Here is an 18878-nt window from a genome sequence, read left to right as displayed (position 1 = left end):
GAAGAAAAACTGTAATGTCCAGTTTTAAATATTAACCTAAAAAACATCACATTGCCGACAAAAGATTATTTAAAGTTTTTATTGGAAGGGAAACATCTTATTGTAAATAAGAACGACCATTATAACACTGCCATGCTTGGGCAGATTTCGGAAATAGAGGAAAATGCAGTAAAATTTTTGTGGCACTCAATAGCTCCGGACGCCATGGCAAAAGGAACGGTCAGATATACAATAGAGGAGTTTGAGCAGCAGGTCGATCCGTTTTTAATTGTTGACAGGCGCCGTTCATTCGATTCGGGTCCATATCTTGATCTGCAGAAGAAGATCAGAAAAAATTGGCATATATTTATCAATACGCTGCATTTCTCTGACCAGTACCGATTAAAGACCGCTGACTGCATCAATGTATTGGTTAAAGAACTAGGGGTTTCCGTGTCGGATGCAGAGGGAATAATTAAATCGCATATCGCACTCAATTCATTAAGATATGTCAAATTGAAGAGGGATGAGTATATTGCTTTGAGTCCCGACAGGATCGAACTAGAAAACAAGAAAAGATATCTTTCCTCCATCTCAAATGAAATAAAGAGCCAGAGCGACAGGATCAATTATGTAATAAGCCACGGACAGACTGTTGGAAATTATAGAGAGCAGCTTTTTATTTCCGTACTTCGAAAATATGTGCCAAAAAAGTTTCATGTGGCTACAGGATTCATCGAGGGCAGCAGCAAGCAGATCGATATCATAATTTACGACCAGCATAATTATATTCCGGTTTTTAGAGAGGATGATCTGGTCGTGGTCAAAAAGGAGGCCGTGATTGCCGTAATCGAAATTAAGACGACCCTTGATTCCGGTACACTGGCAGATTCGCTGGAGGGAATAGATAAAATATTCGACTCAGGTATGAGCTCCGTACCTTTCTTTAAAGGCATATTTGCATTTAACACTGATTTGACAAATAAATCGGCGGCTGTAACTATAGGCAATTTCTACAAAAAAAATGAAATCGCTGCTATCCATCATCATCTGGATGTGGTGTGCGTTCCCAATGCAGTTTGCGCGTATATTGATTACAGCGGGATCGATGCAGAGCAGTGTTCTTCTCCAGTATTATATACAGTTGAAGATACAAAAGGATTCAGCGTTGGGGAATCTTTTTTCCTCCAAAGGCTTTTTGCCTTTCTTGAAGTTGAGAATTCGGCAAAAAAAATCAACGGATTATACTTTAGCGAACTTCGCGAGACCGCGGAGTCATCTCCATACGGAAGGCTGACGGAGGAGAATTGGCTGCCGTACAAGACTTTTTTTACAGAAGACAGGAGCACCGCTCATCTGGATCTCGATGACAGTGAAATAATGGAGATCCAAATCAAAAACGTTAAAGAGCGCATCAGAGATGTCAGGAAATGGATGGAAGGAGCCGTTGACAGGGAGTATTTGATTGAAAAATATAATAACATTGCTTACTAGCTTTGCAGGCGTATTGTGGGAACTACTGCACTTAAAAGGCAGTTTAATCTCCTAAGAAGTTTATTTTAAATCAATTAAGCAGTATGAGTTTAAAGTTTAGAAGAGCAGAAGCGCACGATCTGCCCGAAATCATCAGGCTACTGGCGGATGATGCCCTTGGCCAGAACAGGGAGGACTACCAGATCCCCCTACCTGAAGCTTACTTAAGCGCGTTTGAAAATATATGCGCTGATTCCTCGCAGGAGCTGGTCGCCGTCACTAATAAGGCTGGAGATCTGGTCGGAACCATGCAGCTGAGCTATATCCAGTATCTTACCTATCAGGGCGGAGTAAGGGCGCAGATAGAGGCGGTCAGGATAAGGAGGGAAGACCGAGGAAAGGGATTCGGAAAGCTTATGTTCGAGTGGGCCATAAAGCGTTCAAAGCAGAAAGGGGCACATGTGGTCCAGCTGACCACAGACAAGAAAAGGCCAGAGGCTTTGAAGTTTTACGAGAGCCTGGGCTTTATGCCGACACATGAGGGAATGAAGCTTCATATATAAATATTGCATTGCCGGCATGAAGGCAATTATGTCTTCATTAAGCGGAAGAAAAGAAGAAAAGCAATTTTTTTTTACCTAATCTGTCGAAAATTCAGAATGTCTACAATATTGGGTTGTTACTTTGCGTAACATAAAATTATGAAGGAATTAATCCTTGCCTTGCAATCTATATATACGGCAGCGGGTAAGTTTTTAGTTTGCTTACAATGAGTATTTTACAGTGTAGCGGGTCACTTTGCAATCGGATTGCATAAACTATTTTATACATTTGTCCCATGAGATGGAAAACAACAATATTATTACTTTACATTCTAGGGCTGCTTGCAGTTCCATGCAGTGATGTATACAATAGCTGTATTTCCTCTAAAACTGCGCAGAAGGAGCTGTCGCATAATCACAGCAGTGATAATGACGACCACTGCTCGCCATTCTGCCAGTGTTCGTGCTGCAGTGTTTCGGTAATAAAGTTCAGCTTTAAGATGCCGGACTTTAATCTTCCCCAGCAGCCTATCAGTTCAAGGAATACTTTCCTAAAAGAATGCCAGGTAAATTCAAGCTATACCGGCAGCATCTGGCAGCCGCCTAAATTTTCCGTTTAGATTTTTTCGTAGTGCGCATACCGCGTAAAGTGATTTCCGGCAGGCATCTAATGTCCTGCAGGGATTGACAGTGCTTTTCCGTAACCATTCGGAATGCCCGTGCGCACTTCATACTTTCCCCATACAGCTATGGGTGAACAGTCTATTTTCTAAACGTTAAAATTAAATGCATAGTGTTAGATAGTATAATTAAATTCAGTATTAAAAACAAAATCATTATTGGCCTAATGACTTTGGTCCTCATATTATGGGGCTCATGGAGCGCAACCAAACTGCCCATAGATGCCGTTCCTGACATCACAAACAATCAGGTTCAGATTTTCACAAGCTGTCCTACGCTTGCAGGCCAGGAGGTTGAGCAGCTGGTGACATTTCCAATTGAGCAGAGCATTGCCACTGTTCCAAAAATCCAGGAAATCAGAAGCATATCAAGATTCGGGCTTTCGGTAATTACCGTTGTGTTCGATGATGAAACGGATATCTACTTTGCCAGACAGCTTATCAGCGAAAGATTAAAGGAGGCAACCGACAGAATCCCCCAGGGGATAGGAACTCCGGAAATGGCTCCCGTGAGCACGGGTCTGGGCGAGGTGTACCAGTATATAATCCATCCTAAAAAAGGAAGCAAGAATAAGTATAATGCCAAAGACCTGCGCACGATGCAGGACTGGATTGTGGCAAGACAGCTCTACGGAACACCCGGCATTGCAGAGGTAAACAGTTTCGGCGGCGAGCTGAAGCAGTACGAGGTTGCCGTTAACCCGGAAAGGCTCCGCGCCATGGGGGTAAGCATCCCGGACATCTTTACGGCACTTCAGAAAAACAACCAGAATACCGGAGGAGCATATATCGATAAAAAACCAAATGCCTACTTTATCAGAGGCATAGGTCTTGTGACTTCGTTGGACGACGTCAAAAAGATCGTGGTTAAAAATACAGGAGCCGCTCCGATCTATGTGAGCGATGTTGCCGAAGTGAGATTCGGAAAAGCTGTGCGCTACGGTGCCCTGACCTATAATGGGGAGGTTGATGCCGTTGGGGGCGTTGTGATGATGCTGAAGGGAGAAAACAGCAATGAGGTGGTGAAACGCATCAAAGAGAAACTGCCTACGATCCAGAAATCGCTTCCTGCCGATATTGTAATCGAGCCGTATCTTGACCGTACGGATCTTGTGGGCCGTGCGATCAGCACCGTTGAGAAGAACCTTGTTGAGGGAGCCCTGATCGTAATTTTTGTACTGGTTTTATTCCTTGGAAATTTCCGTGCCGGGCTTATCGTGGCATCTGCCATCCCTCTGGCCATGCTTTTTGCTCTCGGGCTTATGAATGTATTCGGGGTGAGCGCCAATCTGATGTCGCTTGGAGCAATTGATTTTGGTCTGATTGTCGACGGTGCGGTCATCGTTGTGGAAGCTACGCTGCATCATCTGGCCATGCGCAAGTCGCTGAACAGCCTGACGCAGGAGGAGATGGACGACGAAGTTTTCGAGTCGGCATCCAAAATACGTACAAGCGCGGCCTTTGGAGAAATTATCATTTTAATTGTATATATCCCGATTCTTACCCTTGTGGGCGTTGAGGGGAAAATGTTCCGTCCGATGGCACAGACCGTAGGATTCGCAATCTTTGGAGCCCTGATATTGTCTCTGACCTACATCCCGATGATGTGCGCGCTGTTCTTGTCTAAAAAGCCGCAGCACAAGGAGACCTTCAGCGATAAGATGATGAACAGAATCCAGAATATCTACCAGCCGCTGCTTGCCAAAGTAATTGAAATTAAATATGTTATTGTTGGAGCAACTGGCGTTGTATTCCTTGCCGCTATATTCTGCTTTACAAGAATGGGAGGAGAGTTCATCCCGCAGCTGCAGGAAGGGGATTATGCATTCCACTGCATCCTGCCGCAGGGAAGTTCGCTGAACCAGAGCATCGAGACCTCAATGCAGGCTTCTAGGATCATCAAGCAGTTTGACGAAGTCAAAATGGTGGTCGGAAAAACCGGTGCTGCAGAGGTTCCCACAGACCCGATGCCACCTGAGGCTACCGATCTGATGGTTGTGCTAAAACCTCAGAAAGAATGGAAATCGGGCAGGAATTATGCCGAACTAGCAGATGCGATAATGGAAAAGCTTGAAGTGATTCCCGGGGTTTTCTTTGAGAAGAACCAGCCGATCCAGATGCGTTTCAACGAGCTTATGACCGGTATCAGGCAGGATGTTGCCGTAAAGATATTCGGGGAGAATCTCGATACGCTTTCACAGTATGCCAAGGAGGTCGGACAGGTTATCCAGAGCGTCCCGGGAGCAACCTCGCCGCAGATTGAAAGGGTGAGCGGCCTTCCGCAGATCAATATAGAATATGACAGGACCAGAATTGCCAATTACGGGCTTACCATCGAAGATGTAAATGACGTTGTCAGCACCGCATTTGCAGGAAAAAGCACCGGACAGGTTTATGAAAACGAAAGACGTTTCGACCTTGTTGTGCGTCTTGACAGCGTGCACAGAAGCAGCATAGACGATGTCAGCAACCTTATGATTCCAACCAACACGGGAGTCCAGGTGCCTTTGTCGCAGGTTGCTAAAATCGACTATAAACTTGGGCCTGCACAGATCAGCAGGGAAGCCGGCAAGAGAAGGATTGTGATCGGATTCAATGTCAAGGGCCGAGATGTGCAGAGCGTAGTGCAGGACATCCAGAAAAAGCTTTCTGAAAAAGTGCAGCTGCCTCCGGGGTATTACTTTACCTATGGAGGACAGTTCGAGAACCTTCAGGCGGCCAGCGCAAGGCTTATGATTGCGGTGCCGGTGTCGCTTCTATTGATTTTTGGGCTGCTTTATTTCACATTCCGTTCATTTAAGCAGGCTATGCTGATCTTTACTGCAATACCTATGAGTGCAATTGGGGGGATTTTTGCCCTAATGCTCAGAGGGATGCCGTTCAGCATCAGTGCCGGAATCGGGTTTATTGCATTGTTCGGGGTGGCGGTTCTGAATGGAATCGTGCTTATCGGAACATTCAACCAGCTTGAAAAAGAGGGTATGAGCAACATTTTTGAAAGGGTAAAAGAGGGCACCATCACAAGGCTTCGTCCCGTGCTTATGACCGCTATGGTGGCATCGCTGGGATTCCTGCCGATGGCTATCAGCAGCAGCGCCGGAGCAGAGGTGCAGAAGCCGCTTGCCACCGTTGTAATCGGAGGTCTGGTAACTGCCACGTTCCTAACGCTTTTTGTCCTTCCCCTTCTTTATATCATTTTTAATACAAAGTTTGACTTTAAAGGAAAATTTAAATTGAGAAACACAACTGCCATTATTATATTGTTTATCGCGGGTCTCGGCTCTGCAAATGCGCAGCAGAGAATCCCGATTGAGAGGGCTGTCGAAACCGCACTGCAGAGCAACCAGCAGCTGGACATCAATAAATCTGAAATCCAGGCTGCCGGGCTGAATGTAAAAACGGCCGTTGATATCCCTAAAACAGGCGTTTTCGCTGAGAATGAGGATTTGAGGCCGTCGGACAGGACAGGGATTCTGAAAATCGGAATCTCACAGAGTTTTGCGTGGCCGGGCCTATATGCAGCCAGAAAAAGCTATTTCAAGAACCAGCTGCAGTACAGCCAGCTTAATACAGCGCTTTTGAACGCAACGATCAAAAGGGATGTGCGCACTGCCTATTACAAGCTCTGGTACCTTCAGGACAAACAGCTGCTGTACAAGCGTCTGGACAGCATCTATACGCAGCTTTCCAAAACTGCCGAGGTGCGTCTTAAGGCCGGTGATGTGGCGCAGCTGGACAAGATTGCGGCCGAGGCCAAACTTCTGGAACTAAAGGCCTTTTCGGACCAGAACAGGAAAGACATGAGCGTGCAGCAGCAGCAGCTGATGATGCTCATGAACCTGAACGAATGGCTGCTTCCGGTGGAAGCTCCGCTGGGCAAAGCGGAAGTCAGCTTGTCTGAGGGCGGGGGACTGCATCCTCTGCTTACCCTTCAGGAGCAGAATGTGAAGATTGCCTCGTCAAATATTTCGGTAATCAGAAACAGCAACATGCCTGAGCTGTCGGGAAGAGTCTTCAGCCAGAGGCTTTATGGGCTGGATGATCCATATACGGGATTTTCGGCCACTGCATCATTTCCGCTTTTCGGAGCCGTATCTGCCCATAACAAGGTAAAGGCGGCAAAGGCGGAAAAGGAAGTGCAGGAAAAGAATCTTGCCTACCAGACCCAGCTTCTGGCTACGCAGAAGAATTCTTCTGCCGCAGAGATTGAAAAAAACCTGTCGTTGCTTAATTTCTATGAGACTTCAGGGCTTAAGCAGGCAGAGGACATCATCAAAGCTTCGACACTGAGCTACCGCTCGGGGGAGATCAGTTTTGCCGAGCTTGGTCAGTTTCTGACCCAGGCAGTGGGAATCCGCCAGAATTATCTTGATGTATTGAACCAGTATAACCTTTCTGCAGTGCAGTTTGACTATTTCAACAATAAATAAATAATATAACAGCCTGTGGGACAGGTACATTCTTCCCACAGGATAATTTTAAATATAGAGCATAGATGAAACTCAAAATCCAATTATTAATCGCGGCCGCTGCAATCTTCTCGCTTGCAGGCTGCGGACAAAAAAGCAATGAAAGCGAAACTGGAGCTAAAACCGAAAAGGCCGAGGGAGCAAAAGAAGAGGAGCACGGCGAGGAGGAAGCTGCCACAATTGCGGTGCTGACCAAGGAGCAGATGAACTCTGTAGGGGTTGAGCTGGGCACTATCGAGAACAAGAACCTGACCGCAGCCATTAAAGTCAACGGCGCGTTAAGGGTTCCCAACAATAACAAGGCCAATGCCACCTCTCTGTACGGAGGCGTGATCAAGACCCTTAAAGTGCAGCTGGGCGACCAGGTGCGCAAGGGCCAGGTGATTGCCACTATCGAGAACCCGCAGTTTGTGCAGCAGCAGGAGGAGTATATCACCATCAACAGCCGCATCACCAATGCGGAGCAGGAGCTGCAGCGCCAGAAAGACCTTCAGGCGGGCAATGCCGGAGCCTTAAAAAATCTTCAGAATGCCACTGCCGAGGTAAGTGCGCTGCGCGCCCGCAAGGCTTCGCTGGCCAAGCAGATCCAGCTTATGGGGATCAATCCGGCAGCGATCACCCCTTCGAATTTAAGAGCGGCATTAACGGTTACAAGTCCGGTTACCGGCACGGTAAGTGCGGAATTTGCGAAGATCGGAAGCTATGTTGACGTTTCATCTCCTGTTGTGGAGATAGTGGACAACCAGCTGATCCATCTTGACCTTCAGGTTTTCGAGAAGGATCTTCCCAAGGTAAAGGTGGGGCAGAGCGTAAGCTTCACCCTGACCAATAACCCGGCGGTTTCCTACACGGCTAAGGTGTTCAATATAGGGTCATCTTTTGAGAACCAGAGCAAGAGCGTTGCAGTGCACTGTACGGTTACGGGCAGCAAGACCGGGCTTATCGACGGAATGAATATCACTGCCCTTGTAGGGGTGGGCACTGCACTTACAGCAGCAGTTCCCAATGATGCCATTGCTGAGGCGGACGGTAAATTCTACATTTTCGTGAAAACGGACAAGAAACCCGAGGAGCATGAGGAGTCGGAAGCTGAGGGAGGCGCCGACGAGGGGGAAAAGCACAGTGCCGAAGAGGAGAAGAAAATCGATGCGGCAAGCATGAATTTTGAAAAAGTGGAGGTCACCAAAGGGGTTTCAGAAGTGGGCTATACGGCAGTTACGCCGGTTAAGGAAATACCTGCCGGATCGCAGATTGTGACCAAAGGAACCTTTTTTGTAAATGCCAAACTGAGCAATTCGGGAGGCCACGAGCATTAAGAAATTGAAGGATTTAATGCAGGTTCCTGTTCGACAGCGTGTGTTTGCCTGTGATTAACCCGGATAATTGGAGACCCTCCCCCTTGGTCTTTAATTGATGGTCTCGAACGGGGAAACCTGCATTAATTTAAAAAATGCCGGCAGTCAGGGCCGATTATCAAGTATCTGCCTGCTGAAAAGTGAATCCGAATGCTGAATTTAAAAATAAGCTTCGTAAATTTACTGTAACTGCCCAGCCGATAGGCCTTGCTGCCGGTTTATTTTTAATGTAAAAATTATATGAAGAAAACAACGGAAGAAGCCTTTAACAGCAAGAACATACGCCTGACCACGATGCGTATCCTGATCTATGAGTACATGCAGACGCTGAGTGAGGCTCTGTCTCTGGCCGATATCGAGAAATATTTCCATAAGGCCGACAAGGTGACCATCTACAGGACGCTCCAGACTTTTCTGGAAAAAGGCCTCGTGCATAAGATCATGGATGAAAACCAGGCCAGGTACCGCTTATGCGCAGATTCATGCGAGCAGGAAGAGCATAACGACAGGCATCTGCATTTCTACTGCAGGAAGTGCGGGCAGACCACCTGCAGGGAGGAGATCATTCTTCCCGAAAGCCTGACAGGCAGCCTTCGGATCGACGAGATCCAGATTCTGGCCAAAGGAATCTGCGAGAAGTGCCTCACTGCATCATAATTCAAATCAGATAATTGTGAACAAAGGATAATTGTAAAATTTTAATTTTAAGCTATGCTGTTAAACCGCAGAATATCAGTGCTGTACTTTGTGAGGGAAATAAGATCCCAGATTATTCTCATTGTCATTTTTGCCGCTGCAATCGGCATGCTGGATATGCTTCCCGTTTTCAGGAAAGTATCCCTTCCGCTCAGCATTCCGGCTCTTGTCGGAACCGCAGTCTCGCTGCTGCTGGCCTTCAGGACTGCGCAGTCCTACGAGAGGTGGTGGGAAGCCAGAATGGTATGGGGTGCGATTGTAAACGATTCGCGCACCCTTGTCAGACAGGTGATGCAGGCCGCATCCAAAGAAAACAGCCAGATTGCAGACCAGTTTGCCGAAAGGCAGATCATATGGGTGTATGCCCTTGGAGAAGCGCTGCGCCGCCAGCCCTTCAGCCCGAAGGTGGAGGCCTATCTGAAGTTCCATAAAATTACCGGGACAAACATCCCCAATGCCCTGCTGGACAGGCATTCGCAGGGCGCTGCCGAAATGGAGCAGAAAGGGATCATAACGGATTTCAAGACCGTGCAGCTCAATGAAACCATTTCACGGCTCTGCGACCATATGGGAAAATGCGAACGGATCAAAAATACGGTCTTTCCAAAGTCATACAGCCTTCTGGTGCACACGCTGATCTATGTTTTTGCGGCCATACTGCCCTTCGGGCTCGAGGATTCCCAGCTGGCGGTTGAACTGCTGCTTACCATCCTGATTCCGCTGCTGTTCATTGCGATCGAATCAACTGCCATCATCATGCAGGATCCTTTTGAGAACACGCCTGTGGATACGCCGATGACTTCGCTGGCACAGACCATTGAGATCAATCTCCTTGAGATGACCGGCGCGAAGGATATTCCCGTAAAACCTAAGAACAGCCTTTATTATGAAATGTAGCAATTGGGCTTTCTGCCAAAAATCAGAATCCAATGGATATCGGGGTTGAACTTTATATGTCAGCCAAGCTGCTGCTGGCTGCTGCCCTGGGCGGCCTGATCGGGCTTGAAAGGGAAAGGGAACAGCAGAATACGGGCGTGAGGACTTTTGCATGCATCTGCGCGGCCTCCTGCCTGTTTGTTTCCATTGCGGCCCATCTTACGGAAGATGTCTCGGCTGTGGCCCGAATGCTTGCCGCCATTGCGACCGGGCTGGGATTCATAGGGGCGGGAATAATTTTCAGGGACCAGAGGAACCTGCCCAAAGGCATCACAACCGCCGCGGGCCTTTGGACCACATCAGCGGTTGGAATGGCCATAGCACTGGATATGCTTGTAATTGCCGTTTCGGCGACACTCATCATACTGCTAATTTTCAGCGTGAACCATTTTTCTTGGTACAGAAGACTGGTAGATAGATTAATTAAGAGCAAAAAAAAGGACTAACTAAACCAATGGACTGCCTTTTATCGGCACCGGGACACTTCAGGGAGAATGGTGCCGAATTTTTTAACCTTATAAATTATATATCATGGAACACAAACATAAATACGATAAGAACGGGAAACAGATCTGCTGCACGCAGACCGAGAAGGTGTATGTGCAGGCCGGCGCAAAGGAACTTCTGAAGGGGCACACTCCCGGTGACGGCCACAACCATGCGCACAGCAGCGACGACGGGCACAGCCATGCCCACACCGATGATGACGGCCATAACCACAGCACTGCCGAAGGCGGAGCGTTTAAGATGTTCCTTCCTTCGATAATTTCACTGGTGCTGCTGCTTCTTGCCATTTCTTTTGACAACTGGATCAAGCTGCCGTGGTTTTCTGGCACCCTGCGGTTCGTGTGGTACCTGGTGGCCTATCTGATCGTCGGATTTCCGGTTATCAGGGATGCCTTCAAAAGCATCACCAAAGGGGAGATATTTTCCGAGTTCCTTCTGATGAGCATAGCCACAGTCGGCGCCTTCATCATTAAGGAATATCCCGAAGGGGTTGCGGTAATGCTTTTTTACGCCGTAGGGGAAGTTTTCCAGACCCTTGCCGTATCAAGGGCACAGCGCAACATCAAAAGCCTTCTGGACCAGAGGCCCGATGAAGTGACCATCGTCGCAGACGGAAAGACCAAAACAATCAAAGCCGAACAGGCCCAGATTGGGGATATCATCCAGCTGAAACCAGGAGAAAAGCTTGGGCTTGACGGGGAGCTTCTAACCGACAGCGCCTCATTCAATACGGCGGCCCTTACAGGGGAAAGCAAACCGGACACCAAATCCAAAGGCGAGGCGGTCCTGGCGGGAATGATAAATCTCAACGTGGCGGCACAGGTGAAAGTCACCGCGGCCTTTACCGACAGCAAGCTCAGCAGAATACTGGAACTTGTACAGAATGCGACCTCGCAGAAGGCTCCGACAGAACTGTTCATACGCAGGTTCGCCAAGATCTACACGCCTATTGTGGTTTTTCTGGCTATCGGAATCTGCCTTCTGCCTTATTTCTTTGTGGACAATTATGATTTCAGCAGCTGGCTTTACAGGGCTCTTGTCTTTCTGGTAATTTCCTGTCCGTGTGCGCTTGTCATTTCCATACCGCTGGGCTATTTCGGCGGAATCGGTGCGGCCAGCCGCAACGGGATACTGTTCAAAGGGAGCAATTTCCTTGACGTGATGGCCTCGATCCAGAACGTGGTGATGGACAAGACCGGAACGATGACAGAAGGGGTTTTCAAAGTGCAGGAGACTGTCTTCAAGCCGGAGTTTGACAAGGATGAGATCCTGAAAATGGTCAATGCGGTGGAGAGCCAGAGCTCGCATCCTGTTGCTACGGCAATCCATGAATACGTGGGTGAGGTGGACAGTTCGATAAAACTGGAAAGCACCGAAGAAATTGCGGGCCACGGACTGAAGGCATTAATCGGCGGAAAGGAGCTGCTTGCGGGGAACTTCAAGCTGATGGACAAGTTCGGCATTTCTTATGATGTCGATCCGGCTTCGATAGTATACACGACCATCGCGGTAAGCTATGACAAAAAATATGTCGGGTATATCACCATAGCGGACAGCATCAAGGAAGACTCGCAGCTGACCATCGACCTGCTGCACAAGATGAATATAAAAGCGACGATGCTCAGCGGGGACAAGGGAAGCGTAGTGAAATTTGTAGCAGACAAACTGGGGATTGACAATGCCTACGGAGATCTTCTGCCGGAAGACAAAGTAAACAAAGTGAAGGAGATCAAGGCGCAGTATGGAACGGTTGCCTTTGTCGGTGACGGAGTGAACGATGCGCCTGTGGTAGCGCTCAGCGATGCGGGCATCGCAATGGGCGGGCTGGGAAGCGATGCGACCATCGAAACGGCCGATGTCGTGATACAGGACGACAAGCCTTCAAAAATACCCATGGCCATCAATATCGGCAGGCAGACCAAGAAGATCGTATGGCAGAACATCACCCTGGCTTTCGTAGTCAAGGGCGTAGTGCTCGTTCTTGGAGCAGGCGGGCTGGCCACGATGTGGGAAGCCGTATTTGCCGATGTCGGCGTATCGCTGATTGCGATTCTGAATGCGGTGCGCATCCAGAAAATGAAATTCTAAATTGGATAATTCAAAGATTCTAAAGGCTTAAATCCAAAAGATTTAATGCTGCTGTTTAGCTGCCGGCCAGATGATATCCGCTTACGGATAATCATCTGGCTCAGACGGCAGGGATTCTTTGTGCCCTTATCCAATCGTAATATCCATCAGAAATGCCTGCCGCAACCGCACAGGCAGAAATATCAAACGTGCAGTTTTACCGGCAGTTACTGGTAATGCAATGCCGTATCTGCAGGTATAGCGCATTGAATCGAATTTTATGCGAAATGAAAAAACGAAAGAAGAAATACTATCCCAACATACAGAAGACCTCCAGGGGACAGAAGGGCAGGCCGGTTAGAAAGAAGAACAGGTATTCGGCTGTCAATATCGGAAAAACGATCATACTGGCAATTCTGGGAATTGTGATTGTACTTGGAATTTTTGCAAGGGCAAGACATTTTATCCTGTACCACGTGCAGGACAGGCCGCATGAGCAGGCCAATGGGAAATTGACCAATGAAGGCGCAGGACGCCTTCCTGAATCCCCGAAATGAAATATATAAAAAAAAATATAAAAGGCGATTGTTAATTCAAAACCGCAGGCTTTTTCTAAGGTTCTGCGGTTTATTCTATAAAAAAATAAACCGGGCATTTAAACCAAATGATTAGCAGAATATGAAAAAGTATGCCAATATTTCCAATGTAATCCTTACCATTCTAAGGGACAATCCTGATCGTGATTTTGCTCTGGAGGAGCTTTCGGGCTTAATTTTTCCGACAGATCCGATACAAGAGGAGAAGCATAACCAGGCTGCCGTTCTGGATGTGCTGATTTTTCTGGACGACCAGAAAATGATCCTTCTGGATTTTGAGACGGACCGCTCAAGGCTTGCCAAATAGAACTGATAAGATCAAGCGCGGCAGCCCGTATTTCCGGAGAGCCTTCCCCGAAGGGAAGGCAGTTCCGGAAAAGCCTAATTAAGCGTTCAGACCAGCACGCTGAGTGCGGCAGGCTCTGCCGAAATTCTGCAGGTGTTGGTCCTTAATTTATAATGCTCCCCGTCGATCTGCGCATCGGTGAATATATTCGTGGGCATTTCGATCTGCAGGCTCTGCACCAGATGGTGCTGGGCCTTCTTGAATCTGCTGACTGAGCGGGTGAGAATATGGTATCCAAGGGCTATCTTTTCGAAAAAGGAAAGCTCGGGAATGAGAACCAGATCCAGTTTTCCATCCGTCAGCAGTGCGCCTGGGGTAAGGCTCATGCTGTAGCCCATTTCATTTGAATTGGAAACAAAGACCATAAATGGCTTTATTGGTATGACCCTGTCGTCGAAATATACTATGGCGGGCTTCGCCTTATACTCAAAGGCTGCCACAACTGCAGCCTTGATATAGGCAAAAAGCATCCTTTTTTCCCGAATTCTCATACTTTTTTACAATCATCGCGTCAATTCCGATGCCGGTGTTGCTGAAAAAGTAATGCTGGTTGATTCTTCCGGCATCGATCCGCAATTTTCTTCCTTCCCTGATAATTTCAAGAGATTTTCCGATATCGCGCGGAATGTTCAGATGCGATGCCAGTCCGTTTCCCGATCCCACGGGGATGATTCCAAGCTTCACATCGGTTCCGATCAGACGCGAAGCCACCTCATTGATGGTTCCGTCGCCTCCGCATGCCACGATGATGTCGGGATTCTGCTCCAGCGCTTTTTCGGTGAGGATCAGGGCGTGCTTTCTGCTCATGGTGTAATCAGTGCTGATCTTATACCGGTCAGCGGGAAAGAACTGCCTGATGTAAAAATCCGGCAGGCTGTGGCGCCCTGCGCCGGAGACAGGGTTAATGATGAAATGTATATAGGTCATTGCTTATTTTAAAAGTTTGTTTGTAAAAAGGTAGTCAGCGGTCTGGTACCATGCGATGGTCTCTTCAAGAAAGGGCCTGTCCATCGGAAGGGGCGTGAGGCTGTTGTCTGATTTTTTCCAGCTGTAGAAGGCCTGCTTCTTCTGGTCGGAAAGTATCATAACCCGGCTGCCTTTCATGAGCGCGAGCTTGCGGTATGTCCCCAGAAACGCCCGCTGCTCGAAATCCGGGTCAAGGATGTCCCTGCCGAAGAAATCGGATTCGTAGTGCCATTTGAACATCGAAAATACGGTAGGCCAGAGATCGATCTGCGAGCACTGCTTATCCACCTTGCGGCTGGCCGTTTCGGGCATATTGACGATAAAGGAGGGGATATGGTAGTTGGCAATGTCTATCTCATCCTTTCCTGCGCTGCTGGCGCAGTGGTCGGCAACGACAATGAAGACGGTATTCTTGTACCAGGGCTTTTTAGACGCTTGGGCAAAGAGCCTTTTCAGGGCATAGTCGGCATACTTGACAGCCCCCTCGCGTCCCGTTCCCGACGGGATGTCTATCCGGCCCGAAGGATAGGTGTAGGGCCTATGGTTGGAGGTGGTCATCACGAAATTCAGGAACGGCTTTCCTTGCTTATGCTTCTGGTCGGCAGTGCTTAGCATTTTATTGAATATGTCCTCATCGCAGATTCCCCATGCATTTTCAAATGTGACCTCGCTGTCTGCGATATTATGCCTCACTGTGCTGATGCGGTCGCTGAGCACGCTTCCGCGCCCGCGGTCATAAATGCTGAAGCCGTTGCCTCCGAAGTAGGAGTTCATGTTGTCGAAATAGCCGTCGCCGCCGTAAAAAAAGCTGCAGTCATAGTTCTTGGACCTGAAGACATTGCTGATGGTGTAGAGGTCCCGGTTTTCAGGCCTTTTGACAATCGACTGTCCCGGGGTGGGAGGTATGCACAGTGTCAGCGCCTCCATGCCGCGCACGGTTCTGGTTCCGGTGGCGTACATGCCGGTGAAAAAGACGCTTTTCTGGGCAAGGCTGTCCAGGAAAGGGGTCAGGTTCTGCCTGTTTCCGAATTGGGCCATAAAATCCGCACTGAAGCTTTCCATGAGGATAAAGACCACGTTGCTGCGCTGCAGCGGCGACTGGACGTCCTTTATGCTGCGGTGGATCGAGTAGCCTGTAGTGGCAAAGGATACCGTGCTGTCTGCCAGTTTTGATTTGACGATGCTGAACGCGCGGTCATTGCCGATGGAGGTGTAAAACTGCTCGTACTTCATCTGGTTATTGCGAAAAGCGGCAAAAAAGGAATAGATGCCCGATTTGGAAATTTCGGAATTGTAGCGGTTGGGCGACCATTCGGCCAGGCTGCTGGAGATAAAAGTGATATAAAAGGATGCCGCGGCCGTGAAGAGCAGCAATATGGAAACCCTCTTCACTATGTCCGTGTTGTGGGCGAATGCGGCGGCAAAGGCTCTTGATCTGTAAAAGGCAAAAAGCACAAGTGCGGTAACTATCACGACAGCTGACACGAGAAGCGGCAGAGGATAGGACTCCTGTATATTGGCAATGACCTCGTAGGTGTAGATCAGGTAGTCCACCGCAATGAAATTGAAGCGGGTCCTGAATTCCTCCCAGAAGGTGATTTCGGCCAGAAAGGTGAAAACCAGTATGAAAACATTCAGCGCCGTAAAGAACCAGATTACGATCCTGTCGGCCATCGAGCCGGTCCATCTTCCCGCAAATACGGTATAGTATAGAACGGCAGGATAAGAAATCAGCGCGATGGTTCCGATATCAAAAAAAAGCCCTGTAAGGAGCGTGCGGATGACATCAAAAATGCTTTGCGAGACCTGGCCATGCTGCCAGATAAAAAGGATGATGCGCAGCAGCTGCGAAAACAGCAGAAACCATGCAATAAAATGAACCAGCAGTGCGTATCTGCCGGTTCTGATAGACAATTTACCCATAACTCAATAATAACTCAGCAAAGTTTACATTGCAATGTTGTAGTCATTCTGAATTTTTGGTTTTTATTAAGAAATATTAACCCTGTTTATGAAAAAAAAGCGCATTGCAGCCTGGCGCAGCTATGCTGGATCCGAGCGGAAGCTTCCTGCGCGATCAGGTGCCGCCGCTAGAACTTTACGCTGAAGCAGTGGAAATCATTATAATAGGAGTAGGAGATCTTCCATCCGCTTATCTCGGTTATCTTTTTGATGATGGCCAGACCCAGCCCGCTGCCGTTTGCCGAGGTGCCGCCGCTGAAGAAACGTCCGAAGAGCTTCTCGATGGGAAGCGGTTCGGCCGTACCAGTGTTGAGGACCATCAGCTCGCGATCCAGGGTCCTGATTATGATATTTCCCTCGGTGCGGTTATGGCGGATGGCGTTAAGCACCAGGTTGTTGATAAGGATTTCGGCAAGGACAGGGTTGGCTTCTATTTCAAGCTTTTCGGACAGCTGCACATTAATGGCGACCCATTTCTGGCCGGCCTGCTCGGTAAAGAAGTCCAGATGCTTTTCTATCTGCTCATTAACCGAGATGCAGGTTTTTTCCAGATAGATCTCATGCTCTATTTTGGAGAGCAGCAGCAGATTTTTGTTGAGCCTGTTGAGTTTTGCGACATCCCTACTCAAGGCGCCCAGCACCCGAGTCTGGTCCTTGTCGAGCCGCATCTGGAAAAGGGTGTCGATCTTGTTCTGGAACAGCGCGAGGGGCGTCTGGAGCTCATGTGCGGCGTTTTCCACAAACTCGCGCTGGCTTTTGTAGATGGCCGTATTTTTTTCGATCAGCGCCTCAAGGCTTCTGTTCAGGCGTTCAAATTCATCGATTCCAGACTGGATAAAGTGCGGGGGCTTGCTTTTGTCGATCTCAAACTCATGGATCTGGTCCAGGGTATTGTAAAAGGGCTTCCATCGTTTGGATGCCGTTTTCTTGGACAGCCAGACTATGCCGATAAAAAGCACCAGAAGGATAAAGGTGAACATGCCAGCTATGGTGAACACCATCCTTTCCATTTCCAGCAGGTGGATCTTTTCGGTGTAGGTGTATTTTCTGCCGGCAATTTCCACTGGGGCGTAAATGATGCGGAAAGGCTCTTTTTCCTCAGCCGTGGAGTCTTCGATCATGGTGCCGACTATGGAATCTTTTTTTACGCCCATATCGGGCATAATGGTGAAATGCAGGTTGTACCTGTTCCAGGTCTTGATGTCTTCGGGAGTGAAATTGCGGCTGGATTGGTTAATGAATGCATTTTTATGCTGCACGAGCACCTCTTCGGTTTCGTAGATAAAAAGCCACTGGCTCACAAAGTAGAATATCGGAGCGCAGATTGTGAGAATTACGGCAGCGAGGATAAGAAAATCGCGCGTGGTTTTGCTGAGCAGTTTTTTGGTATTCATTTTTCCCATTTGTATCCTTCGCCGTAAACGGTTTTAATATAATCTCCCGAACCTGCTTTTGAAAGCTTCTTTTTCAGGTTTTTGATGTGTGCGTATATGAAATCGTGGCTGTCGAGCATATCGGCCATGTCGCCCGATAGGTGTTCGGCGATGGCGGCCTTTGACAGGACCTTGTCATTGTTGCCGATTAGGAACAGAAGAAGGTTGAGCTCCTTTCTGGTCAGCTCGATTTTCTGTTCATTTACAAGGACCGTTTTGGTGAACACCTCGATCCTGATCTCCTGGAACACCACGCTGTTGCTTCCCCTGAAGTTCCTGCGTCTTACCAGTGCCTGCATCCTTACCAGCAGTTCGGCAAGATGGAAGGGTTTTGTGAGGTAGTCGTCGGCTCCCAGACTGAAGCCCTCCAGCCTTGTTTCCAGGGTCTCTTTTGCCGATATGATTATCACCCCGTCGGTTTTGTCCTTGCTTCTCAGCTCCCTGAGGATGTCAAAACCGTTGCCGTCGGGAAGGCTAAGGTCAAGCAGTATGCAGTCGTAATCGTAATTATCGATCTTATGCACGGCCTGCGCATAATTGTGCGCCGTTTCGCATTTTACGCCATTGTCCTTGAAATAGCTCTGTATGCTTTGAGCGATATCCTGTTCGTCTTCTATGATTAAAATTTTCATGATGCCATTTTCTTACCGCCCCATGACAGTGCATATGCCCACTAAATTTAAGAATTTATGGCAATATATGCGCTGCGGGGCATCATTTTTATAAAACGGCTGTGCCGTTTATATTACAGTCTGTAATAATACGGCTCAATTTTGAATTAATTCTGAATTTTTGCCTGCAGCACGTTTTTTTAGCAAAATCTGCCTTAAGATTTCGGGGCTTTGATAAAGATTCCCCCAGCCATGAAAAC

General features: G+C 48.1%; 16 protein-coding genes. 11 read left to right on the top strand and 5 right to left on the bottom strand.

The genetic code is table 11. From position 1 onward, the window contains the following. Positions 1-51: 51 nt before the first annotated feature. The 11 genes from ACHRV5_RS01950 (at position 52) to ACHRV5_RS01900 (ending at position 13607) form a co-directional block, all read left to right on the top strand. Positions 52-1473 (top strand): DUF6602 domain-containing protein, encoded by a 1422-nt coding sequence (locus tag ACHRV5_RS01950; RefSeq protein WP_052480037.1) that lies wholly within the window; start codon positions 52-54, stop codon positions 1471-1473. An 83-nt stretch (positions 1474-1556) separates the two neighbouring features. After that, on the top strand, positions 1557-2015 hold the full coding sequence (locus ACHRV5_RS01945) for a GNAT family N-acetyltransferase (protein WP_041515724.1): 459 nt from the start codon (positions 1557-1559) through the stop codon (positions 2013-2015). 275 nt (positions 2016-2290) lie between these two features. Then, positions 2291-2614 (top strand): DUF6660 family protein, encoded by a 324-nt coding sequence (locus tag ACHRV5_RS01940; RefSeq protein WP_368656264.1) that lies wholly within the window; start codon positions 2291-2293, stop codon positions 2612-2614. A 173-nt stretch (positions 2615-2787) separates the two neighbouring features. After that, positions 2788-7104 (top strand): CusA/CzcA family heavy metal efflux RND transporter, encoded by a 4317-nt coding sequence (locus tag ACHRV5_RS01935; RefSeq protein ID WP_041515725.1) that lies wholly within the window; start codon positions 2788-2790, stop codon positions 7102-7104. A 65-nt stretch (positions 7105-7169) separates the two neighbouring features. Continuing rightward, positions 7170-8459 carry an efflux RND transporter periplasmic adaptor subunit gene (locus ACHRV5_RS01930; RefSeq protein ID WP_041515726.1) on the top strand — a complete coding sequence of 430 codons (1290 nt, stop codon included), beginning with the start codon at positions 7170-7172 and terminating at the stop codon, positions 8457-8459. 279 nt (positions 8460-8738) lie between these two features. Beyond that, positions 8739-9155: a Fur family transcriptional regulator gene (locus ACHRV5_RS01925; RefSeq protein WP_084607884.1), complete on the top strand. Its 417-nt coding sequence runs from the start codon at positions 8739-8741 to the stop codon at positions 9153-9155. A gap of 54 nt (positions 9156-9209) precedes the next feature. After that, entirely contained in the window at positions 9210-10091 is an 882-nt protein-coding gene (locus tag ACHRV5_RS01920; RefSeq protein ID WP_041515728.1) for a bestrophin family protein, read from the top strand. A 32-nt stretch (positions 10092-10123) separates the two neighbouring features. Further along, the gene (locus ACHRV5_RS01915; RefSeq protein ID WP_041515729.1) at positions 10124-10576 is read left to right on the top strand and encodes an MgtC/SapB family protein; all 453 of its coding nucleotides are present in this window, start codon (positions 10124-10126) and stop codon (positions 10574-10576) included. Between the two features lie 85 nt (positions 10577-10661). Further along, entirely contained in the window at positions 10662-12725 is a 2064-nt protein-coding gene (locus ACHRV5_RS01910; protein WP_041515730.1) for a heavy metal translocating P-type ATPase, read from the top strand. Positions 12726-12940: 215 nt separating this feature from the next. Beyond that, positions 12941-13261 carry a hypothetical protein gene (locus ACHRV5_RS01905; RefSeq protein ID WP_395425560.1) on the top strand — a complete coding sequence of 107 codons (321 nt, stop codon included), beginning with the start codon at positions 12941-12943 and terminating at the stop codon, positions 13259-13261. 121 nt (positions 13262-13382) lie between these two features. Next, on the top strand, positions 13383-13607 hold the full coding sequence (locus ACHRV5_RS01900; protein WP_041515732.1) for a hypothetical protein: 225 nt from the start codon (positions 13383-13385) through the stop codon (positions 13605-13607). An 86-nt stretch (positions 13608-13693) separates the two neighbouring features. Here the strand turns inward: ACHRV5_RS01900 and ACHRV5_RS01895 are convergent, their stop codons facing one another. From ACHRV5_RS01895 to ACHRV5_RS01875, 5 genes are all read right to left on the bottom strand, one after another. Further along, positions 13694-14116 carry a diacylglycerol/lipid kinase family protein gene (locus tag ACHRV5_RS01895; protein ID WP_395425559.1) on the bottom strand — a complete coding sequence of 141 codons (423 nt, stop codon included), beginning with the start codon at positions 14114-14116 and terminating at the stop codon, positions 13694-13696. Further along, positions 14073-14573: a diacylglycerol/lipid kinase family protein gene (locus ACHRV5_RS01890; RefSeq protein ID WP_395425558.1), complete on the bottom strand. Its 501-nt coding sequence runs from the start codon at positions 14571-14573 to the stop codon at positions 14073-14075. Before ACHRV5_RS01890 ends, ACHRV5_RS01895 begins: the two co-directional genes overlap by 44 nt. 3 nt (positions 14574-14576) lie before the next feature. Then, the gene (locus ACHRV5_RS01885) at positions 14577-16535 is read right to left on the bottom strand and encodes an LTA synthase family protein (protein ID WP_395425557.1); all 1959 of its coding nucleotides are present in this window, start codon (positions 16533-16535) and stop codon (positions 14577-14579) included. Between the two features lie 167 nt (positions 16536-16702). Beyond that, on the bottom strand, positions 16703-17968 hold the full coding sequence (locus tag ACHRV5_RS01880; protein ID WP_395425556.1) for a sensor histidine kinase: 1266 nt from the start codon (positions 17966-17968) through the stop codon (positions 16703-16705). Then, complete coding sequence (locus tag ACHRV5_RS01875) at positions 17965-18639, bottom strand: response regulator transcription factor (protein ID WP_041515737.1); 675 nt, start codon at positions 18637-18639, stop codon at positions 17965-17967. Before ACHRV5_RS01875 ends, ACHRV5_RS01880 begins: the two co-directional genes overlap by 4 nt. Positions 18640-18878 lie beyond the last annotated feature (239 nt).

Source organism: Flavobacterium sp. FlaQc-52 (genome assembly GCF_044007495.1).
Classification (GTDB): Bacteria; Bacteroidota; Bacteroidia; order Flavobacteriales; family Flavobacteriaceae; genus Flavobacterium; species Flavobacterium cupriresistens.
Note: the sequence above shows the minus strand (reverse complement) of the source record. Positions and strands in the feature narration are given on the sequence as shown.